We start from the raw sequence: 24,740 nt of genomic DNA, 5'->3' as shown, positions 1-24,740 counted from the left end.
CACCACCGGCGCCGCGGGGCGCGTATCGCCCGCCAGCCTTGCGCCGGACGCCGTCGCCCTGGGCCGGCCGCTCGCGCGAGCGCGGGCGCCGCTCAATCGCCCGTTTCTGCCCTGGCTTCGGCCGCGCCGCGCGCGGCGAACTCGGGCACGCACAGCACCGCGAGGCCGGCCACGATCTCCAGCAGGCCGGCACACAGGATCACCTCGGCCGTTTCGAAGCGGGCGTAGAGGAACGCGCCGCTCGCGCCGCCGATCAGGATCGACGCGCCGAGCGCCGCGAAGCGCAGCCGCGCCAGGGAGGCCACTTGCTGCGGGCTGAAGCGGCTTTGCAGCAGCAGGATGAAGGCGATGTCGATCAGCGGCCCGCCGAGCGCGGCCAGCGCGGTGCTGGCCATCACGCCGACGAGCACGCCGTGCGGCGGCAGGCAGGCGAACGCGAGGCCGGCCAGCGAGATGCCGAGGCCGTTGATCGCCGAGCCGAGCGCGAAGCCGCCATGATGGTTGCCGATCCGGACGTGCGCGATCACCAGCACCGCGATCACGTTGCCCACGCCGTAAGCGCCCAGCGCGAGGCCGTAGGCCGACAGCCCGTGCGCGCCGAAACCGGTCACGCCATGGCGCGAGATGGCCAGCGCGAGCCCGTTCGAGATGCCGACGCTCCACGCCACGTTGCCGAGCATCGCGCAGACGTAGAGCGCCTGCAGCCGGCGCTGCCCGGCCAGCAGGCGCCAGCCCGCGGTCAGCGCGGCACGCCGGCCGACGGGCGGATGCGCGAGGCGCGGCAGCGCGGTGCCGAGCTGCGCGATGGCCCATGCCGAGATCAGGAACGTCAGCGCGTCGAGCGTGAACAGATGCCGGATCGGAATCAGCAGCGTGAGGGTGGCGGCGAGCGTCGGGCCGGCCACGCGCGCGATGCGGACGATCGAATCGAACAGCGCGTTGGCGGTCTGCAGCTGGTCCGGCGCCGGCAGCAGGCGCGGCAGGCTGGCCCGCAAGGCCGGATCGAACAGCGAGTTCATCACCATGATCAGCGCGACGGGCACGGCCAGCAGCCAGAGGCTGCGCAGGCCGAGCGCAAGCGCGGCCACCGGCAGCAGCGCGAGCGCGGCACGCGCCAGGTCGGCGCCGAGCATGGTGCGCCGATGGTCCCAGCGCTCCGCCCAGATCCCGCCGAGCAGCGCGCCGGCCAGCGCCGCCGCCCCGCGCAGCGCGCCGAGCCAGCTCGCCTGCGAGCCGGCGAGGCTGACCGCGACCCAGGCCACCGCCACGGCGAACAGCTCGTCGCCGATCGCGGATACCGCCAGCCCGCTCCACAGCAGTGTCACGGGACGATGACGGAACAGGCGCGCCACGCTCATCGGGCGCTTGCTGTCGACGCGTGCCGCGCGCGAGTCGTCACGGCGGCTGGAGGAGGCACGGGGCGAGGCGGCTCGGGGCATCGTGGCGTCGGCTTGGTGCGATTGCCGCGCCTCGTCTCGCACGACGTCAGGGGCCGAGGCGAGCCGGTGCCACGAGGGTCACGCGCCGGCCTCGACGCCTCTGGCGCCGCCGACACTCGCGCCGCTCGCATCAGGCGTCCGCTGCCGGCTTCGGCGCGTGACGCGCGAGGAAGCGGTCGAACTGCGAGGCGAACGCCTTGCTGTCGTGCGCGCCATACGGCGCCGGACCGCCGGTTTCCACGCCCGAGCTGCGCAGCTGGTCCATCACCTCGCGCATCGTCAGCCGTTCCTGGATGTTCTCGCGGCTGAACCAGTTGCCGCGCGGGTCCAGCACGTGCGCGCCCTTGTCGAGCGCGGCGGCGGCCAGCGGGATGTCGGCCGTGATCACGAGGTCGCCGGCATTGGCCAGCTCGACGATGCGCCGGTCGGCCGCGTCGAACCCGGCCGGCACCTGCAGCGCCTTGATGAACGGCGACGGCGGCGTGCGCAGGTACTGGTTCGCCACCAGCGTGACGACGATCCCGACCCGCCGCGCGGCCCGGAACAGCATGTCCTTGACCACCACCGGGCAGGCGTCCGCGTCAACCAGCACTTGCATCGCGTCGATCCGAGAGAGAGGGAAAGCACGCATGTTACCGCGCCCGTGCGGTGGTGCGGGCCTGCCGTGCTTCAACGGAAGCAGGTTTGCCCGGCGCCGGGCGCGGAAAAGCGGAAGCCCGCATGGCCAGGCTGGCGGGCGTGCAGCACCGGCACGCCGGCCGGCCGCCCCGACGGATACGGAAAGCAGAACCAGGACGAATACCAAAGCGGATCCACCGGCACGACGTAGTGGAACCGCTGGCTCACGATGCGGCGCAGCAACGCGTAGAGGTATCGCCCATCGCCGCCCGGTTCGCCGATGCCTTGCTCCGTGCGGGCGGTGTCGCCGTCGATCACGCGGATCGACCAGCCGTTTTCGAGCGAGGCGCGTCCGGGCGGCAGGGGTTCCCCGGCACGCCAGATCGCGGCGGCGGTGGTGCGCAGCAGCGCCAGGTCGTCCGCGGCCAGCGCGATGTCGCGGCGCCGCTCGAGCACGGGGCGCAGCCCGCTGGCGCTCGCCTGCGGCTCCCAGTCGATGACCGACAGCGTGCCGGTGTCGAAATCGACGACGTCGTCGGTCGAGATGCCGAACCAGCCGCTCGAGGTCACCACGCCGTGGCGCAGATGGTGGTACGGCGCGACCGCGGGCAGCACGGGCGGCGCGCAGTGGATGCCGCAGGGCTCGTCGAACCCGGGCGCGGTGCAGGCGCTCAGCGCGATGGCGGCCAGCAGCAGCGAGGCGTGGCGCGGCGGAAACCGGAACGTCATGGGTGTGGGGGGCATGGTTGGGGGGCGGCATCGTGATGCCGTGGGTGCATCGCGCGGCGGTGCCGGCGGTGTCACACGGCTCCATCACGCCGCGCGCGTGTCATCGTTTCGGCCGCCACGCCTCGAACGTCACCGGCCGGCTCCGGTCCGCGCGCTCGACCGTCGCGCGATCGGGCAGCAGCGCCTCGGCGTCCGGGCTCGGATCGGGATTCATCTCGCTGTCGTGGACGATTTCCTGATGGAACAGCCAGGTGCGCCGCGCCGGATCGTAGTGGAACGTGACGTTGTCGCTCCAGTGGTTCGGGCCGGCCGCCACGCCGTTCTGCACGGAAAAATAGCGATTCCGGATCGCGAGCCCGTCGCTGTCGAGATCGAGGTACGGGTCGCCCGACACGCCGCCTTCGTCGGCGCGCATCACCACGTGGTCGTTGCGCGCGGCGAGCGCGTAGCCGCCGTCGGCGCGCTGCGTGAAGACGAGCAGCGGGCGCGGCGACGGCGTTGCCGCGGTGTCGGTCGCGTGATGCACGACGACGAGGTAGTCGGTGCGCCCGGCGTCGGTCAGCGAGCCGGCCAGCTGGTCGAGCACGGTGTAGCCGGCCGGCAGCAGCCGCACGATCGCGGCGGGCAGGGCCGGGTTGCCGGGGCAGCGCGACGGCGCCGAATCGCAGGCGGCGAACGCGCCGCCGCCGGCGCCGAGGGCGAGCGCCGCCACGGCGGCGCGTGACATCCGTGTCATGGGGCGGGCGTCGGGGGAAGGGAGGCGGAGCCGGCCGCGTCGCTCAGCCGAGCGGCGCGTCGAGCCGGCGCCCGAAGCGGTCCAGGCGCGGCAGGTAGTCGTGCGAGGGATCGAGCGAGAACGCCACGCGGCGCGCGCGGCCCATGATCTCGTCGCGCGGGAAGAAGCCGAAGTAGCGCGAGTCGGCGCTGTTGTCGCGATTGTCGCCAAGCATCAGGTATTGCCCCTTCGGCACCACGATCGGACCGAACGAGTCGCGCGGGCTCGGCGCGTCGGGCGAGAGCCGCACGATGCGCGCGCTGCCGTCGATGCGTTCGGCCAGGTATTCGCCGGGCGAGTCGGCGTCGCTGCGCAGCAGGTTGGTGCCCACCGGCCGGTAGGCGGCACGCACGCCGTTGATCAGCAGCACGTTGTTGCGCAGCTCCACGGTGTCGCCGGGCAGGCCGATCAGCCGCTTCACCAGCAGTTCGTGCGCGGCGGCCGAATCGATTGTGACGATGTCGCCGCGCTGCGGCTCGTGCAGCCGCGCCAGGCGGATGTGCGTGAACGGCACGCGCAGGTCGTAGGCCATCTTGTCGACGAGGATCCGGTCGCCGATGCGGATGGTCGGCAGCATCGAGCCGCTCGGCACGACGTTCCAGTCGGCCACCGCGCTGCGGAAGATCACCATCAGAAACAGAAACGCGAGGAAGCCCTTGTTGGCTTTCCAGAGCCTGACGATCATGCGCATGGTGTGGTGGGCCGCGTCGCGGCCGGTGTTTCGGGTAAGCGGACTATACCCGAAGCGCGCGCCGCGCCGCGTCGACCCGCGCCGCCGCGGGCACCGCATGCGGAATCGCCCGGATACGACCAGGTCTCCCCGCAAGTCGCTCTGCATCGGCGAGGGCTTCGAAGGCCCCGGCGCGAAGCTGGCGCACATCGATGTGCTGATCGGCCCGCGCGAAGGCCCGGCCGGGCCGGCGTTCGCGGCCGCGCCGGCCACGCGCCCGGCCGGCCATGTGCCGTTCGTCGTGATCGCGCGGCCGGGCGTGCCGACCACGCCGCTCACGCGCTACGCGAGCCAGGCGCGGATCGACGGCGAGTTCCTGCGCCGCGCGCTGGAAGCCGGCGTCGACTTCATCGACCTCGCGATTTCCGCGCGACCGGCGTGGGCGAGGAACGGGTCGGCCGGATCCCGGGCGCCGCATGCCGTGCCGATTCGGATCCCGGTCTTGGTGAATCCGGAGAGGATGTGCAACTCGGATGGGCAAGCGCACCTTCGGGGGCGGACGTCATGTTCGCGGCTCGCGCATGACATGCCGTTTGCAGAGAGGCGATGCGTAACCGACTCGGTCCTTCAATGGAGTCGATCCTTGACGGACCGATTACCACGCCCTGCCTGGTGCGGTTTCCGGCCAATCCGGGTCACCGGGATGGCGCTGATTTCCAGGGAGTGTCAGGCGTCAGGAGGAGCAATGCGGGGCCATCGTTCCCCCGGACGCTCAGTGCATTCTCGAATCATCGTAGGCGATTTGCGCTTCCGTCAGTTTCCTTCCGTTGGCGAGAGACCAGTTGTAGAGCGCCGCAAAAGGTTCACGCAGCGACGCCCCGAGCGCCGTGATCGTGTACTCGACGCCGACCGGCTGCGTCGGAAGTATTTTTCGGTCGAGAAGGCCGTCGCGCTCCAACCGCTTCAACGCATCCGACAGCGCCTTGTGGGTAATGCCGTCGAGGCGCCGTTTGAGGTCGTTGAATCGCGCTGGCTGCGTGCACAGGACGCTGAGGATCAGCACGGTCCATTTGTTGGCGAGTTGTTCGAGAATGGGTCGCGTCGCGGTCACGTCGAGCGGTAATTCAAGCACGTCTGTGGTCATGGGTATATACCTTGATATCTAGGCACCACCGGGTGCGTTATTGATGCCAAGCATGTCGAATGATAGCTTCAAGTCTTTATCGACGATGTCGGGAAGGATATGAGCAGGCTTTCAGGAAAGATCGCGGTTGTCGTGGGTGGTCATGAAGGCATCGGCGGCGCCATCGCGCGACGCTTCGCCGTGGAAGGCGCCACGGTCTACGCGACCGGCCGCCGTGCCGAAGAGGGCGACGCAGGCCATGGCGCCGGCGCGCTGCGCGCCCGTCGCGTTGACGCGTCCGACACGACGGCGCTCGCCGCCTTCTTCGAGGCGGTACGCATCGAGGCGGGTCGCGTGGACGTGCTCGTCGTCAACGCCGGGATTTCGGAATTCGCAACCCTCGATGAAGTCGTCGAGGATCATTTCGACCGGCACTTCGGCCTTAACGTGCGCGCGCTCCTGTTCGCCGCCAAGGCCGCGACCGCGATCATGCCCGACGGTGGCTCGGTGGTGCTGATCGGCTCGATCGCCGACGGGATCGGCACCAAGGGCTATGGCGTCTACGGGGCGACCAAGGCGGCGGTACGCTCGTTCGCGCGAACCTGGGCCAACGAGCTTGCACCCCGCAACATCCGCGTCAACGTCGTCGCGCCGGGACCGACGGACACCGCCATGATGGCGGCGGCGTCCGACGAAGTGCGCGAGACACTGACGAGACTGATCCCGCTGGGCCGCATGGGCCGGGCCGACGAAGTGGCATCTGCCGCGCTGTTCCTCGCCAGCGAGGAGGCGAGCTTCATCACCGGGATCGATCTGCCGGTGGATGGCGGCATGGCGCAGGTTTGACCTCTCCAATGGAAGCGCGGCGGCTCCACGATACCGCTGCCAGTGCCCGAGGACGCGCCGCCGGCGGGGGCCGGCCGATCATCGACGGGAGGCACGGCGCAGCGGCGCCCGTCGAGGCTGGTCCTTCGCGCCCTTGACGACGACGGTGGGATCGTCGCGACGACTTCTTGAACCTGGGCAACACGCCGGCATTCAGTACAGCGAAACTTTTTCCAAGGCGGGTATCGAGCCGTCGGTCAGCAGCCGTGGCGACAGCTACGACGACGCGCTGGCCGAAACGATCGACGGTCTCCACGGGACGGAACGGATTCATCGACACGCCCCGTGGAAAACGAGGGAATCCGTCGAACCGGCTGCCGTCAGGCGCGCCGTCCCGCGCCGCGATCGCCGTCGATATAATCCCCGCATCTCCCGTCCGCCCGACCGCCGGTTCCCGCGCCATGCCCGACCTTCGCAACCTGACCTTCGAGCATCTGCTGATCTACATCGCGGTGATCGAGACCGGCTCGCTCACGCGCGCGGCCGAGCGGCTCGGCATCGGCAAGACGGCGGTCAGCAAGAGCATCCAGCGGCTCGAACTCGAATTGGGCGCGACGCTGCTGGCGCGCACCACGCGGCGCATCGGCGTGACCGAGGCGGGCGCCGCGTTCTTCGACGCGGCGCGCCGCATCGCGCAGCTCGCCGACGAGGCGGTGACCACCGCGAGCCCATCCCCGGACGCGCTGCACGGCACGCTGCGGGTGGCCGCCTCGGTGGAGTTCAGCGCGATCGTGCTGGCGCCGGTGCTGGCCCGGCTGCGCGACGCGCACCCGGGGCTGCGCATCGAGATGGTGTCCAACGACCGCCTGATCGACCTGATCGCGGAAGGCGTTGACGTGGCGATCCGGCTCGGCCAACTGGCCGATTCGAGCCATCGCGCGGTGCGCGTCGGCCAGTACGAGAAGTGGCTGGTGGCGAGCCCCGCGCTGCTGGCTCGCCACGCGCCGCCGGCCGAGATCGGCGCGGCGGTGGCGCTGCCGTTCGTCGGGGTGTCGGTGCTGGCGCATCCGTCGCGCTGCCGGCTTCGTCATACGAATGGCCAGACCTGCGAACTCGAGTTCGATGCGGGGCTCGTCGCCGATACCGTCTACGCGTGCCGCGCGGCCGTCGCCGAGGGCGCCGGGCTCGCGCTGCTGCCCGATTTCGCGGTGCGGGCCGACATCGCCGCGCGGCGGCTGGTGCGCGTCTACCCGGCCTGGGCCACCGCCGCCATGCCCATGCACGCGCTGCTGCCGCCAGGCCGCCATATGGCGCCGAAGGTCCGCGCGCTGATCGAGCGGCTCCAGGCCCATCTCGGCGCCGTCTGAGCCGCGCCGCCACCCGCCGGCGCGAGCGATCCGCCCCTGAAAAACAGCACATTTCGATCGCGCGAGTCTTGCGCCAGATCCCGATGCGCACCGAAGTCCAAAGGTAAGATTTCATCGGTTTTTCATCGGCTCCCGGCCACCCTTCATCCCGCAGGCACGGCCCGGAACCGGACCCGGACCTGATCCGAATCCCCACCCGGGCCGCGGGCGGGCGTCGCGATCCGGCTTGCTCGCCACTGCAGCCCGTCTCGCCACGGCAGCCGCCTCCCGCGCCGCGCAATCGTCCGTCCCCATTGCCCGAGCGAGTGCAATCCGGCTAGGATTGCCCTTGCGGATAGCGGAAGGCCATTTCCCGGGAAGATGCCGATCGTCGGCATGACATCTCTGACAGGAGCCCTAACGATGAGCACGTCTGAACATTCCCCGGCAGCTCCTATCCCGAAAAAGCCGTTTCCGCTCAGCCTGGTGGCCGGCGTGGTGGTCCTGATCGCCGTGCTGCTGCTGCCCACCCCGGCCGACCTGCCCGTCGCCGGGCACCGCATGCTGGCGATCCTCGCGTTCGCGGTGGTGGTGTGGATCACCGAGGCCGTGTCCTACGAGGCCAGCGCGATCATCGTTACCTCGCTGATGGCGTTTCTGGTGGGCACCGCGCCCACCGTGCAGGACCCGGGCGTGGCCTACGGCACCTCGCGCGCGATCAGCATGGCGCTGGCCGGCTTCTCGAACTCGGCGCTCGCGCTGGTGGCCGCGGCGCTGTTCATCGCGGCGGCCATGACGCTGACCGGGCTCGACCGCCGCATCGCGCTCGTCACGCTCTCGCGAATCGGCACCAGCACGCGGCGCGTGATGATCGGCGCGATCGCCGTGACGATCCTGCTCTCGCTGGTGGTGCCGAGCGCCACGGCGCGCAGCGCCTGCGTGGTGCCGATCATGATGGGCGTGGTCTCGGCGTTCGGCGTCGACAAGCGCTCGAACGTGGCGGCCGGCATCATGATCATCGTGGCGCAGGCCACCAGCATCTGGAACATCGGCATCCAGACCTCGGCCGCGCAGAACCTGCTGACGGCCGGCTTCATGGAGAAGATGCTCGGCTCGCACGTGACCTGGGCCTCGTGGTTCGTGGCCGGCGCGCCGTGGGCGCTCGTGATGTCGGCGGTGCTGGTGGTGCTGGTGCTGAAGATGATGCCGCCCGAGGCGGACGCGATCGCGGGCGGCAAGGAGGCCGTGGAGGCGCAGCTGCGCGAGATGGGGCCGATGACGGGCGCGCAGAAGCGGCTGCTCGGCGTGTCCGTGGCGCTGCTGCTGTGCTGGGCCACCGAGGGCAAGCTGCACCATTTCGACACCACCTCGGTCACCTACGCGGGCCTCGTCGTGCTGATGCTGCCGCGCTTCGGCGTGATGACCTGGAAGGACGTGCAGTCGCGCATTCCGTGGGGCACCGTGATCGTGTTCGGGGTGGGCATCAGCCTCGGCACGGCGCTGCTCACGACGCAGGCCGGCCAGTGGCTCGGCCATCACGTGGTGGCCGCCACCGGCCTCGATTCGCTTTCGCCGCTCGGCGTGTTCGCCGTGCTCGCGGCGTTCCTGATCGTGATCCACCTCGGCTTCGCGAGCGCCACGGCGCTGACCTCGGCGATGCTGCCGATCCTGATCGCGGTGCTGCAGACGCTGCCCGGCGATTTCAACCGGCTCGGCATGACGATGCTGCTCGGCTTCACGGTCAGCTTCGGCTTCGTGCTGCCGATCAACGCGCCGCAGAACATGGTCTGCCTCGGCACCGACACGTTCACGGCCAAACAGTTCGCGAAGGTCGGGATCGTGGTCAGCGTGATCGGCTACGCGCTGCTGCTGGTGTTCGGCGCAACCTACTGGCGCTGGCTCGGCTGGCTGTAACGCATGGAACCAGAAAAGGAGGTTAACAACATGCAGATATCCCTCAACGATGCGATTACGTTCGGCAAGCAGGTGCTGGGCGCGCTGAAGGTGCCCGACGACATCGCCGACGACGTCGCCCGCCATCTGGTCGAATCGGACCGCGTCGGCTACACCAGCCACGGCGTGTCGATCCTGCCGACCTACCGCAAGGTGCTCGAGGACGGGCGGATCGATCCGGCCGGCCGCCCGAGCGTGCTGACCGACCACGGCAGCCTGCTGCTGTTCGAGGGCAACCGCGGGCTCGGCCAGCACGTCGGCAAGGTGGTGGTGGAGCAGGCGATGACGCGTGCGTTCGAGCGCGGCGTCTGCATCCTGACGCTGCGCAACAGCCATCACCTCGGGCGGATGGGCCAGTACGGCGAGATGTGCGCGCATGCCGGGCTCGTGTTCATGGCGTTCACCAACGTCACCAATCGCGCGCCGATGGTGGCGCCGTTCGGCGGCGCGCAGGCGCGCCTGACCACCAATCCGCTCTGCTTCGCCGGGCCGCTGCCGAACAACCGGCCGCCGCTGGTGGTGGACATGGCCACCAGCGCGATCGCCGTGAACAAGGCGCGCGTGCTGGCGGCCAACGGCATGACGGCGCCGCCGGGCTCGCTGATCGACGGCCAGGGCTACCCGAGCGACGATCCGAACGTGCTGCAGGCCGATCCGCCCGGCTCGCTGCTGCCGTTCGGCGCCCACAAGGGCTACGCGCTCGGCGTGGTGGCCGAGCTGCTGGCCGGTGTGCTGTCGGGCGGCGGCACGATCCAGCCCGGCAACCCGCGGCAGGGCGCCGTGACCAACAACATGTTCGCGATCGTGCTGAACCCGCAGGTGGATTTCTCGGCCACCTGGCGCTCGCAGGAGGTGGAGGCGTTCATCGAATACCTGCTGTCCTGCCCGTCGCAGCCCGGCGCCGATCCCGTGCAGTATCCGGGCGAGTACGAGGCGCGCAACCGCCTGAAGTATCACGATCACATCGCGCTGAGCCCGCCGATCTGGGCGTCGCTGACGCAGATGGCCGACGAACTCGGGGTGGTGCCGCCGACGGCGCGCGGGTAGTCGCGACGAGCGTGGCGTGCGTCGATGCCGGCCTGCGAAGGCCGGCTTTTTTGCATGGGACCGGCGGCGGCTCGCGGCCGGTCGGGCGCGCTCAATGCCGCGCGATCGGCGGCCCGGAATCGGCCGTCGCGCGCGGGTTGGCGCGCGGTTCGGCCGTGGCCCGCGGATGCCCGTGACGCGGCAGGATGACGGCAGGCGCGTGGGCGAACGGCGCGTGCCTCGCGCCCTGGTGCAGGCGCAGCCAGCTGCCGGCCCGGTGTCGCGCGTCGCCGTCGCGCAACTCGCCGCTCGGCACGCGCAACTCCTCGCCGGCCGCATGCGCGTGGTCGAACGTTCGCGCGCCGGGCTGCCACGCGACCCGGCTCGCGTGGTGGCTGCCGCTCGCGAGCGTGGCCACCCGCGACAGCGGATTGCGACCGGGGCGCCAGACGCGCGACGCGGCGCGCGGCATGCAGGGCAGGCCGTGGCGCGGACTCGCGTGGTCCGCCGCGTCGCCCGCATCGGCCGGTTCACGCTGGACCCGCGGCCGCGCGCCCCGCGCGCCGGCCCGAAACACGGCCGGCGCGAACCGGATCGCGAAGTCGCCGGCCAGCAGGTGCGGGTCGTGTCGCCCGCCCGCGCCGAGCGGCCAGGCATGCCGAGGCGCGATCCCAACGATGCCGGTCCGGCGCGCGTCGCGCGGGCCGCTCAAATCGATGACATCATCCGCGCGCCGCGACGGCGCGACGAGATCGGCCCAGCCGTGTTCAATCGATGCGTGTTCCATGGAATCTCTCCAGGAAGCAGGCTGGCGTCAGCGTCCGGCCGCGAGCCCGTGCGCCTCGCGCGCGGCGCGTTCCGGCGCGTCGAGCCCGACCGGCGAGCGCGGGAATGGCACGAAGCCGGGCAGCGCCTCCACGCGGCGCAGCCAGCGGCTCACGTTGGCGTGGGCCGAGCGCTCGACGTTGCCCTCCGGCGCCCGCTCCACGTAGGCGTACAGCGCGAGGTCGGCGATGCTCGGCGCCTCGCCGGCGAGCCAGTCTTGCCGCGCCAGCTCCGCGTCGAGCACGGCGAGCGTCGCGTGCGCGCGGGCGATCGCCTCGTCGGGCTCGCGCGGCAGCCCGAACAGCACGATCTGGCGCGCCGCCGCGAGCCCGTGCGCGACCTCGCCCGACGCCACCGACAGCCAGCGCTGCACGCGCGCCGCGCCGGCCGGATCGTCGGGCAGCCAGCCCGGCGGCGCGTAGCGCTTGGCGAGATAGACGAGGATCGCCGTGGAATCGGCGATCACGGTCTCGCCGTCGACCAGCACCGGCACCTGACCGAACGGATTGAGGCGCAGATGGGCCGGCGTTTTGTGCGCACGGGACGGGAGGTCCACCTCGATCGTCTGGTGCGCGAGGCCGAGGATCGACAGGAACAGGCGGACCCGGTGCGAATGGCCGGAAAGCCGGAAGCAGTGGAGTTGCATGGACGTCCTTGCGGGAACGGGCGCGAGCGGCGCCGGACAGGGCTGCCGCGATTCTGCGCAAGCGCGCCGCCGCGCGGAAGTCCGGCCGCGGTGACTCACAATCCGCGAATCGCGAACAATGCGCGCCCGGGGGCCGGACAAGCCGGCGCGGCGCATGCAATGCGCCGTGCGTCGGCCGCTCGCCGGCCCCGGCGGCGCCCGCCTGCAGGCACCGCGGCGTTGGCCTATGCTCTGCGGAGCGGGCCGGCGCGCGGCGCGCATGCCGCCCCGCGCCATGGCCCGATCGCGAGCGCCCGTGCCGGCGCGCGATCCCGCCGCTTTCTTCTTCCGGAGACACCATGAACGACATTCCGTACCGCAACGCCCTCATCATCGGGGGCGGCCCCGGCATCAGCGCATCGCTCACGCGGCAGCTGCGCGCGGCCGGGCTGCCGGTCGTGATCGCCGCGCGCGACACGGCCAAGCTCGCGCCGCTCGTCGAGCAGACCGGCGCGATCGCGCTGCCCGTCGACGCCGCCGACGCGGCCCAGGTCGAGCGGCTGTTTGCCGAGACCGAGGCGCGCATCGGCGCGCCGGAAATCGTGGTCTACAACGCGAGCGGGCGGCTGCGCGGGCCGATCGCCGAACTCGACGCGGCGGCGGTCGAGCAGGCGGTGGCGGTGACGGCGTTCGGCGCGTTCCATGCGGTGCAGCAGGCCGCGCGGCGCATGCTGCCGGCCGGCCGCGGCGCGATTCTGCTGACCGGCGCGACGGCCGGCGTGAAGGGCTTCGCGCTGTCGGCGCCGTTCGCGATGGGCAAGTTCGCGTTGCGCGGGCTCGCGCAGAGCGCCGCGCGCGAACTCGCGCCGCAGGGCATCCATGTCGCCCATCTCGTGGTGGACGGCGCGGTGCGCTCGGCGAGCCGCATCGATCCGGCCGACGCGCCCGATAGCACGCTCGATCCCGACGCGATCGCGCAGGCCTGCCTCGATCTGCTGCGCCAGCATCGCAGCGCCTGGTCGTGGGAGCTGGAGGTGCGCCCCTGGGTCGAGAAGTTCTGACGCGGCGGGCGCGGCAAGCGGCGGCGGGCCGTCGCGCCGGCCGCCGCGGCATGGGTTGCCGATGAGGACGCGGCTCGGGCCGTGATTGAACCGCCCGGCTCAGCCGCGCCGGGCCGCCTGTTCGCGCGGCCAGGCGATGAGGGCGGCCACGTGGTCGCTGCCGCGCCGTTCGGGCGCGACGGCGGGCCGGCAGCCGAACGGCCCGGCCGCCCCACCGCCGACAGCGGCACGACGCGGCACCCGGCGATCTCCTCCTCGATCATGTTCAGTATCCCGAACGATCCGGATCCCGCCGCGAACCTCGGGAAATCCTCAATACGCTGCCACCCAATGGCCCGGCACCCAGGCCCAGTGATTGCCTTCCCATCGATAGTGGCCCTTCACCCAGCGATAGCCTGGCGCGGGCGGCGCGGGCATCACCTCGACGCGCGGCGCGGGCTGCGGCGGGCGCGCCGGCTCCACGACGCAGGCGCAAAGCAGGGCCGCGCAGGCGCAGGCGGCGAACGCGGCGGCGGATCGCGATCGAATCGTCATGATGGGTCGTCCTCCCGGGACTGTCGTCGTCGGAAATGAATGAAGTGCTTCGTGGATTTGCGAACCCGCGAACCCGCGCCCCGAGGCTCAGGCATGCACGAGGCCCGTCGTCGCGCGCCGCGCGCCGGCCTGCCCGAACAGCGTCGCGGCCGTGCGCTGCGGATCGAGCCGCAGCGTCTCGGCCGCCGCCCCGGCGATCAGCGCGTCGAGCGAGGCGGTCGGCTTGAGGTCGCGCCCTTCGTAGAGATCGGCGCCGCCCAGGCCCGGCCAGTCGGCGATCACGCGCCCGCCCGCCACCGCGCCGCCGAGCAGCATCGCTACCGACCCCTGGCCGTGATCGGTGCCGCCGGTGCCGTTCGCGGCGGCGGTGCGCCCGAACTCGGTGGCCACCACCACGGTGGTGTCGCGCCAGACCGGGCCGAGCCCGTCGCGCAGCGCGGCGAGCATCGCGTCGAGCCCCTTCAGCACGTTCGCGAGGCGCGGGTTCTGCGCGCTGTGCGTGTCCCAGCCGCCGGTCTCGATCATCGCGATGCGCGGGCCGTCGTCGCGCGCGAGGAAGCCGGCCGCCAGCTTGCCGACGCCGGCCGGGTCCTGGCGCGCGTGCGCGTCGCCGGCCAGCCCGCGCGCGGCCATCGCCGAGGCCCATAGCGGCGCGAGCTGCGCGTCGCGTTCGTAGAGCGCGCCGACGCGCGTGAGCAGATCGTCGGGCGCGTCGGGCAGCCCCGACGGCGCATACGAGGTGACGCGCGCGGCGCCGCGCAGCGCGGCCGGGACCGTGGGCGCGAGCGCGATCGCGTTCTCGCGCGTGGCCGGCAGCATCGCCGCGAGCCGGTTCAGCCAGCCGTCCTTCACCTGGTACGGCGCGAGGCCGCCGGTCTCGAGCACGTTCTGGCCGTCGAAATGCGAGCGGTCGCGATACGGCGAGGCGATCGCGTGGACGAACAGCGCCTGGCCGCCGGCGTACATCGCGGCCGTCTGCGTGAGCGAGGGGTGCAGCGCGAACGTGCCGTCGAGCCGCGTCGCCTTCGCGGCGTCGATCGCGAGTTCGCCGCGCAGGCTCGCGTAGGCGGGGTCGGCATACGGCACGACGATGTTCAGGCCGTCGGCGGCGCCGCGCTGGATCACGAACACGAAGCGGCGATCGCTCGCGACGTTGGCGAACACGAGGCGCGGCGCGACGAGCAGCGCGCCGGCCGCGGCGGCGGTGCCGAGGAATCGGCGGCGGGTGGGCTCCATGGCGTTATCTCCGTTGGAAGTCGGGCGAGACGAGCAGCAGCGCGAGCGCGGTGGTGGTGCTTTCGGCGCGCGACACGGCGGTGGCGGTGGACTCGCTCAGCGTGCCCGCGAACAGCGCGGTGCCGAGCGTGCGCGGATCGGCGCGCTCGCCGGTGCGTGCGGCGAGCCGCTGGGCGATCTCGACGCGCCTCACCAGCGCGTCGGGCGCGGCCCAGCTGGCGGCCACGTCGTCGTAGCCGGCGGGCGAGCCCGGCCGCCAGACCGGCTGGCCGAGCTGGGTCAGCAGCGGCGCGGCGCGCAGGTTGCCGAGCGTGGTCCAGCCGAGCCCGCGCAGCGACGACACGGCCCAGTCCCACGGCGTCTTGAACTTGGTCGCGGACGGCGCCCACGCCTCGGGCGACCCGACCAGCGCGCGATAGACGGCGGGCAGGTCGCCGCCGCTCTGCTCGAAGGCGCGCGCGAGGCGCTCGGTCAGCGCGGCGGGGGGATCGTCGGCAACGAAATGACGGCCGAGCTGGAACGCCAGGTGGCGGGCGGTGGCGGGCGCGCGCACGAGATCCTGCAGGATCGCCAGCGCCTGTGCTTCGCCTGCCTGATCGTAGCGGCGGCCCAGCACGGTGCGCGTGCCGGGCTCGTGCAGCGCCGGGCGGAACACGAACGCGCCGGGCGGCGCATTGCCGGGCTGCGGGCCGCGCGGTCCCGCCACGCTCCAGCCGGTGAGCGCGCGCGCGAACTCGGTGACGTCGGCCTGGGTGTAGCCGCTGCGCGCGCCGAGCGTGTGCAGCTCCATGATCTCGCGCGCGAGGTTTTCGTTGAGGCCGCGCCTGCGGGCCGGGTCGCGCGCGTCGGCGCGCAGCGCGGCGCGGCTGTCGGGGCCGACCGAGCGGGTCTGGTCGAGGAACAGCTGCATCGCCGGATGGCGCTCGGCCGCCACCAGCAGATCCTCGAAGCGGCCGAGCACGTGCGGGCGGATCGCTTCCATTTCGAACGCGCCGGCCAGCCCGGCCACCTGGCCTTTGTCGACCGACACCGCGAAATGGTTGGCCCAGAAATGCACGAGCCGCTCGACGAACGGCGCGGGCGTGACGAGCGCGCTCTCGACGCGCGCGTCCACCGCGTCGCGGTAGACCTCCACGCTTTCGCGGCGGATCGTCTGGTTGACGGTCTGACGAATCGCTTGCGCCGAGGCGGCGGCCGGGCCCGACGCGGCGGCTGCCAGCGTCGCCGTCGGCGGAGTCGAGGCAGGAGTCGAGGCGGGAGTCGAGGCGGGAGTCGAGGCGGCGGCCCCGGCGCGCAGCCGGCCGCGCTCGTCGCCGAAGCGCGTGGCGAGCGCGACCGCGCCGGGGGCGTCGGCCCAGGCGGCGGGGCGCGGTTCGTAGCGGGAGAACTGGTCGAGCAGCCAGCCGGCCGGATCGGCCGGGGCCGGCTCGTCGGGGCGGGCGCCGAGGCCGAAGCGGTTCACGGCGATCGCCGCGGCATGCGGGTTGGGCGGAGCGTTCATACGGAGTCCTGCCGGCGTGGAAGTTCTCCGTTAAACGGAGCACGCCGGGAAATCCGTCGCGTCGGGCGAAAAAAGAATCAGGCGCGGGCCGGGTAGGCCGTCGCGCGGCCGGCGCGCGTCATGGGCGGCCGGGGTATCGCGTAACACGGGCGCCGCGCGCGGCGCCGCCGGGTCAGTCCTCGCCGGGCCACCAGGGCTTCGGCGCGCGGTCGATCAGGTAGTCGTCCAGTTCCTTGCCCTGCAGCCACTTCGGGCGCGGGCCGCGGCCGGACCACGAATGGCCCGACGACGGATCATAATATTTAGCCGGCGCGGCCTTGCGCACCTTTTGTGCCTGACGGAACCCGGCGGCACGCAGCAATTCGTCCTCGGTGATGCCGTACTGCTGCACCTGCTCCTGCAGGTTCGCGAGCAGTGCCTGCTTGCCTTCGGACTTGGCGTGCGCGATTTGCTGGTCGAGTTCGCGCAGTTGCTCTTCGAGAACGTTGAGGTTATTGCTCATTGTGGGTCGGCGAGTGTCGATAGGGCGCCATCTTACTAGGCTCCGTACACAATTTCACGAATACCGGCCATGATTGGCGAGATTTAGACACGCCCGCGGGGGCGCTCGCGGGCGTTCGTCGGCGGCGCTGAACCGGGCCGATCCGGCCGGCCCGGCGCGGGGTCGTCACGATTCGCGCCGCCTCGCCCGGGCCGGCTTTCGGTCTGCCGCCGTCTCGCCGGCGCCGCGCTCAGTGCTGCTGCAGCCGAATATCGCGCGACGAGGCGCCCACGTAAACGCTGCTGCCCGGCACATAGCGCCACTTGCCCTGGGTGTCGTCCCACACGCTCTGCTCGCGCGGCGAGACCAGCACGCGCACGCGCCGCGACTCGCCCGGGTTCAGGCCGATCTTGTCCCAGCCCACCAGCCGGCGCGGCGGCTCGTCCTTGTACGGCACGCCGAGGTAGACCTGCGGGATCTCGGCGCCGGCCACGCGGCCGTCGTTGCGCACCGTGAAGCTCACGTCGAGCAGGTTGCCGGGCAGGCGCAGCACGGTCAGCCCCGAGTACGCGAAGTGCGTGTACGACAGCCCGTAGCCGAATTCGAACAGCGGCTTGATGTTCTTCGCGTCGTACCAGCGGTAGCCCATGTCGAGCTTCTCGGCGTAGACCGGATCGTTCGCGAACGTGCCGTCGGTGCCCCAGGTCGGCGTGTCCTGATCGCGCGCCGGGAACGTGACGGGCAGCTTGCCGGACGGGGTGACCTTGCCGAACAGCAGGTTCGCGATCGCCTTGCCGCCGCCTTCGCCCGGATACCACGCCTCGACGATCGCCGCGACGCTGTCCTTCCACGGCATCAGCACCGGGTTGCCGCTCTCGACCACCACCACCGTGCGCGGGTTCGCCTGCGCCACCGCGGCGACCAGCGCGTCCTGATTGGTCGGGTTCGCGAGCGAGAGGCTTTGCAGGTCGCCGAAATCCTCGCCGGCCGGCTGCGCCACCACCACGATCGCCACGTCAGACTGCTTCGCGAGCGCCGCGGCCTGGTCGATCTCCTGCTGCGTGTAGGCGCGGAACGGCTGCTGCTGGTCGCTGTTGCCGGCGAACGCGACCTGCGCGTTCGGCGCGAGCTGCCGGATCGCGGCGACGATCGGCGTATCCACCTTCAGCCACGGATTGCGCCACCAGCTGCAGCCGGTGTCGGTGCCGAACTGCAGGCCGCCGCAACCGGCGAACGAGCCCGTCACCGGATCGCGCGTGTTGCCCGAGCCGCCGCCCGAGAGCACCGCCGCGTCGGCGTGGCCGCCGATCACCGCGATGCGCCGCAGCGCGGCGGCCGCGAGCGGCAGCTGATTGGCGTCGTTCTTCAGCAGTACCATCGATTGCTCGGCCACCGCCTGCGCGAACGCGTTGCCGGCCGCGAAGTCGATCGTGCCGCCGCCCCTGGCCGGGTGATCGAGCACGCCGAGGCGGATCATCGTGTAGAGCTTGCGGCGCACCATGTCGTCGAGCCGCGCCGTGGACACCGAGCCGTTCGCGATCGCCTGGCGCACCAGGTCCGGCGTCAGGTAGACGGTGGCGCCCACGTCCTCTTCCTCGTCGAGCCCGGCGTTGATCGACGGCGCCGTGCTGTGCGCCGCGCCCCAGTCGGACTGCACCTGGCCTTCGAAGCCCCAGTCGTTCTTGAGCACGGTGGAGAGCAGGAACGTGTTCTCGCAGGCGTAGTCGCCGTTCAGGCGGTTGTACGAGCACATCACGCTGCCGGGCCGCGCGCGCTTCGCGGCGATCTCGAACGGCAGCAGATAGAGTTCGCGCAGCGTGCGCTCGTCGATCTGCGTGTTGCCGCCCTGCCGGCCGTGTTCCTGCTCGTTGCCGGCGTAGTGCTTGATGGTGGCGATCACCTGCTCGCGCTGGGTGCCGTCGGTGCGTTCGGCGAGCAGCTCGCCCGCCAGTTGCGGATCCTCGCCGAGGTATTCGAACAGGCGCCCGCCGCGCGGTTCGCGCGCGAGGTTGGTGCCGCCGCCGAGGCCCATGCCGAACCCTTGCGCGCGCAACTGGATCGCGACCTGGCGGCCATAGTCGCTCGACAGCTGGCGGTCCCAGCTCGCGGCCAGCGCGAGGGTGGCCGGGAAGGTCGTGCTCGGCTGCGAGGTGCTGCCCGAGCCGGTGGACGAATCGGCCATGTTCAGGTCGGGGATGCCGAGCCGCGGCACGCCCTGGATGTAGCCGGCGCCGCCGCCCGGCACCGCGCTCATCTCATACTGCGAATGGATCATCTGCAGCTTTTCGTCGAGCGTCATCTTGCGCACCAGCGCATCGGCCCGCAGCCGCGCGGTGACCGAGGCGACGGCGTCGAAGCTCGTCGGCGGGAAGTTGATGAAATCGGGGGTGCCAGCCTGCGCGCTGGCGAACGTGAACGCCGTCAATGCGGCGGCCGACCAAAGTCTGACCTGCATGTCTCTCTCTCCGGTTATTCGATTCTGGTTGTCGACGATGAGGCGGGAAGCGACAGCGGTGAAACACGAGACGCGGGTGCCGCGCCAGTGCGCACCGGGCGGCGGGATGGAGAAATCGACGGGGCCAGCGCGATGTAGGTAGCCTCCACCGTGTTAGATAGTATGAATGTAGTTCGACTACAGCATCGGTGTTTTCCCGCAATGGTCTTATGTTTCTGCGGGAAGGCGGCGACGGCGCGCGACGCGGCGGTAGGGCTGCCCGGCGGGCACGCGGCGCGTGGGTAAGAACTGCCGTTGGTGCGGTGCGGGGGCGCGTCGTGAGGCGGCGGCGGGCGGGGGCGGGGTTCGGCCGGCCTGCCTTGCGCGATTCGCGCGGCGCCGGAGATCGCGACGGCGGACGGAATCCGCGCGCCGTTTACGGCATCGGGGAGGGAGGGCGACGGCGCGGGCTAGGCGTCGCCCGCCGGGAGCCGTGAGCCGGCCGGGCGGGCGCGGGCATCGGCTCAGCGCAGCTGTTGCTCGATCGTCTTCGTCAGCGGCGACGCCACGTCCCCCGTGTGCTTCGTCTCCACCGGCTCGACCAGCATGATCCAGCACTCCTCCTCGGCGACGGGATTGTGGGGCGTGCCGCGCGGCACGACGTGCATCGAGCCGGCCGGCAGCTCGACCACGCGGCCGCCCTCGTATTCGATCTTCAGGTGGCCGCGCACCACGAAGAACAGCTCGTCCTCGTGCGCGTGGTCGTGCCATACCAGCTGGCCGAGTACCTTGGCCACCTTCACGTACTGGTCGTTGACCTGCGCGACCACCTTCGGCGACCAGTGCGCGGTGATGTCGGCGAACGCCGCGTCGAGATCGAACGATTCGGCAAACGAACGGGAAACCATGCTTATCTCCAGGTTGGCACGATGGACGCGGCGAGCAGCAGGCCCATCGTGAGATTGAGGATGCGCCACTGGCGCGGCGTGCGAAACAGGCGCGCGAGCAGCACGCCGAGCGCGCACCACAACGCGAGCGACAGCGCCGCGGCCACGCCGAACGCGGCGCCGAGCAGCAGCGCGAGCCGCTGCGGGCTGCTGGCGACGAGCGCGAACGAGGCCGCCGCGCCCACCGTCATCGCCCAGCTTTTCGGGTTCAGCCACAGCAGCAGGAAGCCGCTGGCGAGCGTGACCGGCCGCGCCGGGCCCTGGCCCGCGTTCGGCGGGCCGCTGCGCGCGATGCGCCACGCCAGCCAGAGCAGGTAGGCGGAGCCGAGCGCCTTCACCGCCGTCTGCAGCGACGGCATGGCGAGCAGCAGGCCGCCGAGCCCGAGCGCGGCCACGGCGGCCAGCATGGCCAGCGCCGCCGCGATGCCGGTCACGAGCGGCAGCGAGCGGCGAAAGCCGAAGCGCGCGCCCGACGCGGTGGCGAGCGTGGTGGCGCCGCCGGGCGTGAGGGTGGCGACGGCGACGAACAGGAAGAGCGGCAGGAGCGCGGTCATTGGCGGCGATTCGAAGGAACGAGGTTCGCACTGTACGGACGGCCGATGCATCATGAAAGGCAATAATTTTGATGCGATGCATTAGCCGGCATAATGCGTCCATGACCCGAAACCTCGACCTCGACCTGATCCGAACCTTTGTCGCCGTGGCCGACAGCGGCAGCATGACGGTGGCCGCGAACCTGCTGCACATGACGCAAGGCGCCGTGAGCCAGCAGGTGCGGCGCCTGGAGGACATGCTCGACTGCCTGCTGTTCGTGCGCAAGACGCGCCGGCTGGAGCTGTCGCGCCAGGGCGAGACGTTTCTCGTCAAGGCGCGCCAGCTGCTGCGCCTGAACGACGAGATCTGGGCCGACATGGCCGACGGCCCGCTCAGCGGCAGCCTGCGGGTGGGCGTGCCCTACGATCTGGTCGGCCCGCTCGCGCCGGCGATGAAGGCGTTCGCCGAGGCGCATCCGCGCGTGGACATCACGCTCGTCTGCTGCGCGTCGCCCGATCTGCACGAGGCCGTCGACAGCGGGCGCGTGGACGTTTCGCTGATCCAGTACGTGGCGAGCGAGGCCAGGGGCGAGGTGATTCGCGTCGAGCCGCTGGTGTGGGTGTCGGGGCGCGGCAGCGAGGCATGGCGAAAGCGGCCGCTGCCGCTGTCGATGGTGGACGAGCGCTGCGTGTTCCGCCCCGTGGTGCTCGGCGCGCTCGCGGAGCAGGGCGTGGCGTGGCGCACCGTGTTCGAGAGCGGCAACATCGAGGCGACCGCGTCGATGGTGCGCGCGGGCGTGGCGATCACCACCTGGCTCGCCTCCACGGTGCCCGACGACCTGGAAACGCTCGCGCCGCAGGCGGCCGGCCTGCCCGCGCTGCCGCCGTTCGCGATCTGCCTGCGCCTGCCGGCGGTCGCGCAGCCGGCCGCGCAGGCGTTCGCGCACCACGTGCGCGAGACCATGTCGAGGGAGGGCGCCGCCGCGCGCCCGCGGCTCGCGCGGATCGCCTGAGCGTCGTTTCATCGAGCGCCTTCCCGCAAGCGGTGTCGCGCATCATCCGAATGGAAAAAGGCGCCGCTGAATCCTCAACGAATCCTCACGACGCCATCGCCACCCCGAACACGTGCATCTTGCCGGCGCTGACCTGCCGCGGCAGCGTGATGCTCGTCACGACCTTGCCGGGCGGCACCGGAATCTTCTGCGCGAAGAGGTAGGTCTTGACGTTGTCCGGCTGGCCGTTGCCCGAGTTGCGATAGGCCATCGTCACGGCGATCGCCGAGCTCGGGCTCGCGCCGCCGCCGTTGAGCGTCCAGTCGTCGAACGCGAGCGTGACGGCCTGGCTCGTGCCGTCGGCGAAGTTCAGCTGCGCGACGCCGCTGGACGGCCCGTTGTTCGCGGAGCCGAGCACCACCACGCCCGAGCCGGTCGAGCCCGGCGGCAGCATCACGGTCTGGCCGACGGTCACCGTGTTGTCGAGCGTGAGCGGCCCGCCCGCCACCGCCACGGCCGCGCCCGCCACCGGGAACGGCTTGCCCGGCTGGACCCCGGCCGCCGCCAGCGCGTTCAGCGAGTAGCTGAACAGGCTGCCGTCGAAGTCCGCGCCCTGGCCGTCGGTGTTGGTGGCGCCGTCGGCGCTGAAGCCGCGGTTGTTGTAGCTGTCGGCCGCGTTGATCGCCACCGGCACGCCGAACGACGGCGGCGGCACGCTGGCGCCCCACTGCGACGGCGAGCTGCCCATCGAGAAGCGCAGCGTCGCGCCGTCGGCGAGCGCGGCGTAGTCGACCCACGGGCTTGACTGCGCGCGCCCGTCGATCGACAGCGCCTGCACGTAGCTCGACGCCGGCGCGCCCGCCGCGCGGATCCGCAGGCGCCGGCCGGTGCCGAGCCGCACGTCGATCGCGGGGAACTGCGGGCTGCCGATCGCGAGGCCCGCCACGCCCGGAATCTCCGGATACAGGCCGAGCGCGCCCCACACGTACCAGCCGGACACCGCGCCGAGATCGTCGTTGCCGGGCAGGCCGTCGGGCGCGGTGCCGAACGCGCTGGCCATGATCTGTTGCACCACGCGCTGCGTGCCCGACGGCTGCGCCGCCCAGTTGTAGAGCCACGGCACCTCGAAGGTCGGCTCGTTGCCCATGTAGAAGTTCGGCAGGCTCAGGCCGGCGTTGAGCACCGTGAAGAACGTATCGAGCCGCGACGCCACCGTGGTGTCGCCGCCCAGCTGCGCGAACAGGCCCGCCGGGTTGTACGGCACCATCCAGGTGTACTGCTCGGCGTTGCCCTCCACGTAGTTGTCGCCGCTGCCCGGGGTCTCCGGAATCCACGCGCCGCTGGCCTGCCGCGCCGCGTTCAGCGGCGGCGCGAGCGAGGTGTTCAGCAGGTTCTGCCAGTAGGCCGAGCGGCTCAGCAGCATGCGCTGCGTGGCGGCGTCGCCGAGCGCGCCGGCGAAGCGCGAGATCGCGAAGTCGCTGCTCGCGTACTCGAGCGTCGACGATGCCTGGCCCCACTCGCCGCTGGTGATGTAGCCGGTCTGCAGGTAGCTCGCGCGGCCGCCGTTGGTGGTCACGCCGTTGCAGGCGGTGCCGGGGATGTTGGCCATCTTCACCATGTGCCGCAGCGCGCCCTGCGCGTCGAAGCCGCGCGCGCCGAACGCATAGGCGCTCGAGACGATCAGCGAACCGGCGTCGCCCGGCATCACGCCGTCCTCGACGTTGTCGTTGACCCAGTGCGGAATCGCGCCGCACTGGTCGGCGTCGTTGACGAGCGACTGGATCATGTCGCTGGTCTGCGCCGGGTTCAGGATCGCCTTCAGCTGGATCAGCGAGCGGTAGATGTCCCAGCCCGAGAACGACGAGTACTGCGCATGCTGGCCGCTGCCGACCTGATGCACCTGGCTGTCGAAGCCGATGTACTGGCCGTTCACGTCGCTGAAGATGCTGGGCGCCCACAGCGCGTGATAGAGCGCCGTGTAGAACTTGGTCTTCGCCTCGGTGGTGCCGCCCGCCACGCGGATCGCGTTGAGCCGGTCGTTCCAGGTCGCGTCGGCGAGCGCGCGCACGCCGTCGAAGTCCCAGCCGCGATTCTCGGCGTCGAGGTTGGCCTTCGCGTTGGCCACGCTCACGTAGGAGATGCCGATCTTCATCTTCACGGTCAGGCCGGAGCGGAAGCCGAGCTGCGCGACGCCGTGCGAGATCGACGCCGACGTGAACGGCCGGTCGAACTCGGCATAGAAATACACGGGCACCGCCACCGAGTTGCCGCAGAAGCCGCCGCCCGTGGTGCTGCCCGAGATCGCGCTGTCGGACACCTGGGTGATGGCTCCCGAGGTCGAGGTCCGGGTGTTGGTGCGCGTCGCGTCGAGCACCAGCAGGGCCGGCTGGCCCGCCGGGTAGGTGAAGCGGCCGAAGCCGGTGCGCAGCGTGGCGGTCAGCTCGACCTTGATCTGCGAGTCGAGCAGCACCGAGTAGTAGCCGGCTCTCGCGATTTCGTTCGCATGACTGAAGGTTGGCACGAGCCTGGCCGGGTCGGTGGTCGGCATCACCGGGAATTCGCCGTTGTTGCCGGAGCAGCCCGCGCCCGGCATGTGCGTGACGCTGAAGCCCTGGATCGAGTTGATGTCGTAGTAGTAGCCGGCCGGCGAGCCCGGCTCGGCGCTGCTGTTCGGCGCCGGCGTGGTGTTGGTGTCGGGCGCCCACTGCACCATGCCCGAGGGCAGGCCCGCGGCCGGCTCCACGCTGCCCGCCTGCCCGGCCGGCACCGGGTTCGGCGAATGGCTCGCGAGCGTGCCGATCAGCGGATCGACGTACTGCGTGAGCGCGAGCGTCTGCCCGCGGTCGAGGTCCGTCGTGTCGGCGGCGCCAGCGGCTGCCGCCGCGGGCCGTGCCGCCAGTATCGACGCGGCGCCGCCACCGCCGTCGTCACCCCCACACCCGTTCAACGCGCACGCCACGGCCAGCGTGGCGGCGAGCGTCATGAACCGATTCATGATCGTCTCTCTCCATTGTTCTTCCCGATCCTGTCCCGGCGACTCGACCGATCGACCGCCGGCTCGTCGTGA

General features: G+C 71.5%; 22 protein-coding genes and 2 pseudogenes. 8 read left to right on the top strand and 16 right to left on the bottom strand.

Features of this window, described 5'->3' with window-relative positions:
- Positions 1 to 92 precede the first annotated feature (92 nt).
- From bpln_RS31175 to lepB, 5 genes are all read right to left on the bottom strand, one after another.
- Positions 93 to 1,358: an MFS transporter gene (locus bpln_RS31175; RefSeq protein WP_042628937.1), complete on the bottom strand. Its 1,266-nt coding sequence runs from the start codon at positions 1,356 to 1,358 to the stop codon at positions 93 to 95.
- A 211-nt stretch (positions 1,359 to 1,569) separates the two neighbouring features.
- Entirely contained in the window at positions 1,570 to 2,037 is a 468-nt protein-coding gene (locus bpln_RS31170) for a YaiI/YqxD family protein (protein WP_055140962.1), read from the bottom strand.
- 71 nt (positions 2,038 to 2,108) lie between these two features.
- On the bottom strand, positions 2,109 to 2,801 hold the full coding sequence (locus tag bpln_RS31165; protein ID WP_148654243.1) for a hypothetical protein: 693 nt from the start codon (positions 2,799 to 2,801) through the stop codon (positions 2,109 to 2,111).
- A gap of 85 nt (positions 2,802 to 2,886) precedes the next feature.
- Positions 2,887 to 3,522, bottom strand: a complete 636-nt coding sequence (locus tag bpln_RS31160) for a hypothetical protein (RefSeq protein WP_055140960.1) — start codon at positions 3,520 to 3,522, stop codon at positions 2,887 to 2,889.
- Between the two features lie 43 nt (positions 3,523 to 3,565).
- Positions 3,566 to 4,252 carry a signal peptidase I gene (lepB, locus tag bpln_RS31155; protein ID WP_042629639.1) on the bottom strand — a complete coding sequence of 229 codons (687 nt, stop codon included), beginning with the start codon at positions 4,250 to 4,252 and terminating at the stop codon, positions 3,566 to 3,568.
- Between the two features lie 97 nt (positions 4,253 to 4,349).
- On the opposite strand from lepB, the pseudogene bpln_RS34740 reads away from it, so the two are divergent.
- Positions 4,350 to 4,607 (top strand): annotated as a pseudogene (locus bpln_RS34740) (formaldehyde-activating enzyme); the annotation flags it as partial.
- Between the two features lie 396 nt (positions 4,608 to 5,003).
- Here the strand turns inward: bpln_RS34740 and bpln_RS31150 are convergent.
- Positions 5,004 to 5,375, bottom strand: a complete 372-nt coding sequence (locus bpln_RS31150) for a winged helix-turn-helix transcriptional regulator (RefSeq protein ID WP_055140959.1) — start codon at positions 5,373 to 5,375, stop codon at positions 5,004 to 5,006.
- 99 nt (positions 5,376 to 5,474) lie between these two features.
- On the opposite strand from bpln_RS31150, the gene bpln_RS31145 reads away from it, so the two are divergent.
- From bpln_RS31145 to bpln_RS31130, 5 genes and pseudogenes are all read left to right on the top strand, one after another.
- Positions 5,475 to 6,200 carry an SDR family NAD(P)-dependent oxidoreductase gene (locus tag bpln_RS31145; RefSeq protein WP_055140958.1) on the top strand — a complete coding sequence of 242 codons (726 nt, stop codon included), beginning with the start codon at positions 5,475 to 5,477 and terminating at the stop codon, positions 6,198 to 6,200.
- 178 nt (positions 6,201 to 6,378) lie between these two features.
- Positions 6,379 to 6,561: pseudogene (locus tag bpln_RS37250) on the top strand (IS3 family transposase); the annotation flags it as partial.
- A gap of 79 nt (positions 6,562 to 6,640) precedes the next feature.
- Positions 6,641 to 7,546, top strand: a complete 906-nt coding sequence (locus bpln_RS31140) for a LysR family transcriptional regulator (RefSeq protein ID WP_042628931.1) — start codon at positions 6,641 to 6,643, stop codon at positions 7,544 to 7,546.
- A 402-nt stretch (positions 7,547 to 7,948) separates the two neighbouring features.
- Positions 7,949 to 9,439, top strand: a complete 1,491-nt coding sequence (locus bpln_RS31135; protein ID WP_042628930.1) for a DASS family sodium-coupled anion symporter — start codon at positions 7,949 to 7,951, stop codon at positions 9,437 to 9,439.
- A 30-nt stretch (positions 9,440 to 9,469) separates the two neighbouring features.
- Positions 9,470 to 10,525 carry an Ldh family oxidoreductase gene (locus tag bpln_RS31130; protein WP_042628929.1) on the top strand — a complete coding sequence of 352 codons (1,056 nt, stop codon included), beginning with the start codon at positions 9,470 to 9,472 and terminating at the stop codon, positions 10,523 to 10,525.
- A gap of 91 nt (positions 10,526 to 10,616) precedes the next feature.
- Here the strand turns inward: bpln_RS31130 and bpln_RS31125 are convergent, their stop codons facing one another.
- Together bpln_RS31125 and bpln_RS31120 are read right to left on the bottom strand one after the other, a co-directional pair.
- Complete coding sequence (locus bpln_RS31125; protein ID WP_055140957.1) at positions 10,617 to 11,291, bottom strand: cupin domain-containing protein; 675 nt, start codon at positions 11,289 to 11,291, stop codon at positions 10,617 to 10,619.
- Between the two features lie 27 nt (positions 11,292 to 11,318).
- Positions 11,319 to 11,975, bottom strand: coding sequence for a glutathione S-transferase family protein (locus tag bpln_RS31120; RefSeq protein WP_055140956.1), 657 nt, complete (start codon positions 11,973 to 11,975; stop codon positions 11,319 to 11,321).
- Positions 11,976 to 12,313: 338 nt separating this feature from the next.
- On the opposite strand from bpln_RS31120, the gene bpln_RS31115 reads away from it, so the two are divergent.
- Positions 12,314 to 13,015, top strand: a complete 702-nt coding sequence (locus bpln_RS31115) for an SDR family NAD(P)-dependent oxidoreductase (protein ID WP_042628927.1) — start codon at positions 12,314 to 12,316, stop codon at positions 13,013 to 13,015.
- 312 nt (positions 13,016 to 13,327) lie between these two features.
- On the opposite strand, the gene bpln_RS31110 is transcribed toward bpln_RS31115, so the two are convergent.
- The 7 genes from bpln_RS31110 to bpln_RS31080 all read right to left on the bottom strand — a co-directional run bounded on the left by bpln_RS31110 (position 13,328) and on the right by bpln_RS31080 (position 20,702).
- Positions 13,328 to 13,549, bottom strand: coding sequence for a YXWGXW repeat-containing protein (locus bpln_RS31110; protein WP_042628926.1), 222 nt, complete (start codon positions 13,547 to 13,549; stop codon positions 13,328 to 13,330).
- Positions 13,550 to 13,636: 87 nt separating this feature from the next.
- Positions 13,637 to 14,785, bottom strand: a complete 1,149-nt coding sequence (locus tag bpln_RS31105; RefSeq protein ID WP_055140955.1) for a DUF1501 domain-containing protein — start codon at positions 14,783 to 14,785, stop codon at positions 13,637 to 13,639.
- 4 nt (positions 14,786 to 14,789) lie between these two features.
- Entirely contained in the window at positions 14,790 to 16,286 is a 1,497-nt protein-coding gene (locus bpln_RS31100; RefSeq protein ID WP_055140954.1) for a DUF1800 domain-containing protein, read from the bottom strand.
- A gap of 172 nt (positions 16,287 to 16,458) precedes the next feature.
- Entirely contained in the window at positions 16,459 to 16,788 is a 330-nt protein-coding gene (locus bpln_RS31095) for an H-NS histone family protein (protein ID WP_042628923.1), read from the bottom strand.
- Positions 16,789 to 17,017: 229 nt separating this feature from the next.
- Positions 17,018 to 19,222 (bottom strand): glycoside hydrolase family 3 C-terminal domain-containing protein, encoded by a 2,205-nt coding sequence (locus bpln_RS31090; protein WP_055140953.1) that lies wholly within the window; start codon positions 19,220 to 19,222, stop codon positions 17,018 to 17,020.
- Positions 19,223 to 19,725: 503 nt separating this feature from the next.
- Entirely contained in the window at positions 19,726 to 20,109 is a 384-nt protein-coding gene (locus tag bpln_RS31085; RefSeq protein ID WP_042628921.1) for a cupin domain-containing protein, read from the bottom strand.
- Positions 20,110 to 20,111: 2 nt separating this feature from the next.
- Complete coding sequence (locus bpln_RS31080; RefSeq protein ID WP_042628920.1) at positions 20,112 to 20,702, bottom strand: LysE family translocator; 591 nt, start codon at positions 20,700 to 20,702, stop codon at positions 20,112 to 20,114.
- Positions 20,703 to 20,803: 101 nt separating this feature from the next.
- Between bpln_RS31080 and bpln_RS31075 the strand changes: the two genes are divergently transcribed.
- Positions 20,804 to 21,694, top strand: a complete 891-nt coding sequence (locus tag bpln_RS31075; protein ID WP_042628919.1) for a LysR substrate-binding domain-containing protein — start codon at positions 20,804 to 20,806, stop codon at positions 21,692 to 21,694.
- 85 nt (positions 21,695 to 21,779) lie between these two features.
- On the opposite strand, the gene bpln_RS31070 is transcribed toward bpln_RS31075, so the two are convergent.
- The gene (locus bpln_RS31070) at positions 21,780 to 24,668 is read right to left on the bottom strand and encodes a GH92 family glycosyl hydrolase (RefSeq protein WP_055140952.1); all 2,889 of its coding nucleotides are present in this window, start codon (positions 24,666 to 24,668) and stop codon (positions 21,780 to 21,782) included.
- Between the last annotated feature and the right edge of the window lie 72 nt (positions 24,669 to 24,740).

It is taken from the genome of Burkholderia plantarii, from assembly GCF_001411805.1.
Lineage (GTDB): Bacteria > Pseudomonadota > Gammaproteobacteria > Burkholderiales > Burkholderiaceae > Burkholderia > Burkholderia plantarii.
The sequence above is the reverse complement of the archived record's forward strand: the minus strand, read 5'-3'. Positions and strand labels throughout refer to the sequence as shown.

Excerpts from the sequence above, each read along its gene's own strand:
- lepB (WP_042629639.1), bottom strand. The coding sequence starts at position 4,252 with ATGCGCATGATCGTCAGGCTCTGGAAAGCCAACAAGGGCTTCCTCGCG.
- bpln_RS31130 (WP_042628929.1), top strand. The coding sequence starts at position 9,470 with ATGCAGATATCCCTCAACGATGCGATTACGTTCGGCAAGCAGGTGCTG.
- bpln_RS31115 (WP_042628927.1), top strand. The coding sequence starts at position 12,314 with ATGAACGACATTCCGTACCGCAACGCCCTCATCATCGGGGGCGGCCCC.
- bpln_RS31105 (WP_055140955.1), bottom strand. The coding sequence starts at position 14,785 with ATGGAGCCCACCCGCCGCCGATTCCTCGGCACCGCCGCCGCGGCCGGC.
- bpln_RS31175 (WP_042628937.1), bottom strand. The coding sequence starts at position 1,358 with ATGAGCGTGGCGCGCCTGTTCCGTCATCGTCCCGTGACACTGCTGTGG.
- bpln_RS31120 (WP_055140956.1), bottom strand. The coding sequence starts at position 11,975 with ATGCAACTCCACTGCTTCCGGCTTTCCGGCCATTCGCACCGGGTCCGC.
- bpln_RS31100 (WP_055140954.1), bottom strand. The coding sequence starts at position 16,286 with ATGAACGCTCCGCCCAACCCGCATGCCGCGGCGATCGCCGTGAACCGC.
- bpln_RS31075 (WP_042628919.1), top strand. The coding sequence starts at position 20,804 with ATGACCCGAAACCTCGACCTCGACCTGATCCGAACCTTTGTCGCCGTG.
- bpln_RS31110 (WP_042628926.1), bottom strand. The coding sequence starts at position 13,549 with ATGACGATTCGATCGCGATCCGCCGCCGCGTTCGCCGCCTGCGCCTGC.
- bpln_RS31165 (WP_148654243.1), bottom strand. The coding sequence starts at position 2,801 with ATGCCCCCCACACCCATGACGTTCCGGTTTCCGCCGCGCCACGCCTCG.
- bpln_RS31085 (WP_042628921.1), bottom strand. The coding sequence starts at position 20,109 with ATGGTTTCCCGTTCGTTTGCCGAATCGTTCGATCTCGACGCGGCGTTC.
- bpln_RS31125 (WP_055140957.1), bottom strand. The coding sequence starts at position 11,291 with ATGGAACACGCATCGATTGAACACGGCTGGGCCGATCTCGTCGCGCCG.
- bpln_RS31135 (WP_042628930.1), top strand. The coding sequence starts at position 7,949 with ATGAGCACGTCTGAACATTCCCCGGCAGCTCCTATCCCGAAAAAGCCG.
- bpln_RS31160 (WP_055140960.1), bottom strand. The coding sequence starts at position 3,522 with ATGACACGGATGTCACGCGCCGCCGTGGCGGCGCTCGCCCTCGGCGCC.
- bpln_RS31150 (WP_055140959.1), bottom strand. The coding sequence starts at position 5,375 with ATGACCACAGACGTGCTTGAATTACCGCTCGACGTGACCGCGACGCGA.
- bpln_RS31095 (WP_042628923.1), bottom strand. The coding sequence starts at position 16,788 with ATGAGCAATAACCTCAACGTTCTCGAAGAGCAACTGCGCGAACTCGAC.
- bpln_RS31070 (WP_055140952.1), bottom strand. The coding sequence starts at position 24,668 with ATGAATCGGTTCATGACGCTCGCCGCCACGCTGGCCGTGGCGTGCGCG.
- bpln_RS31090 (WP_055140953.1), bottom strand. The coding sequence starts at position 19,222 with ATGCAGGTCAGACTTTGGTCGGCCGCCGCATTGACGGCGTTCACGTTC.
- bpln_RS31170 (WP_055140962.1), bottom strand. The coding sequence starts at position 2,037 with ATGCAAGTGCTGGTTGACGCGGACGCCTGCCCGGTGGTGGTCAAGGAC.
- bpln_RS31080 (WP_042628920.1), bottom strand. The coding sequence starts at position 20,702 with ATGACCGCGCTCCTGCCGCTCTTCCTGTTCGTCGCCGTCGCCACCCTC.
- bpln_RS31140 (WP_042628931.1), top strand. The coding sequence starts at position 6,641 with ATGCCCGACCTTCGCAACCTGACCTTCGAGCATCTGCTGATCTACATC.
- bpln_RS31145 (WP_055140958.1), top strand. The coding sequence starts at position 5,475 with ATGAGCAGGCTTTCAGGAAAGATCGCGGTTGTCGTGGGTGGTCATGAA.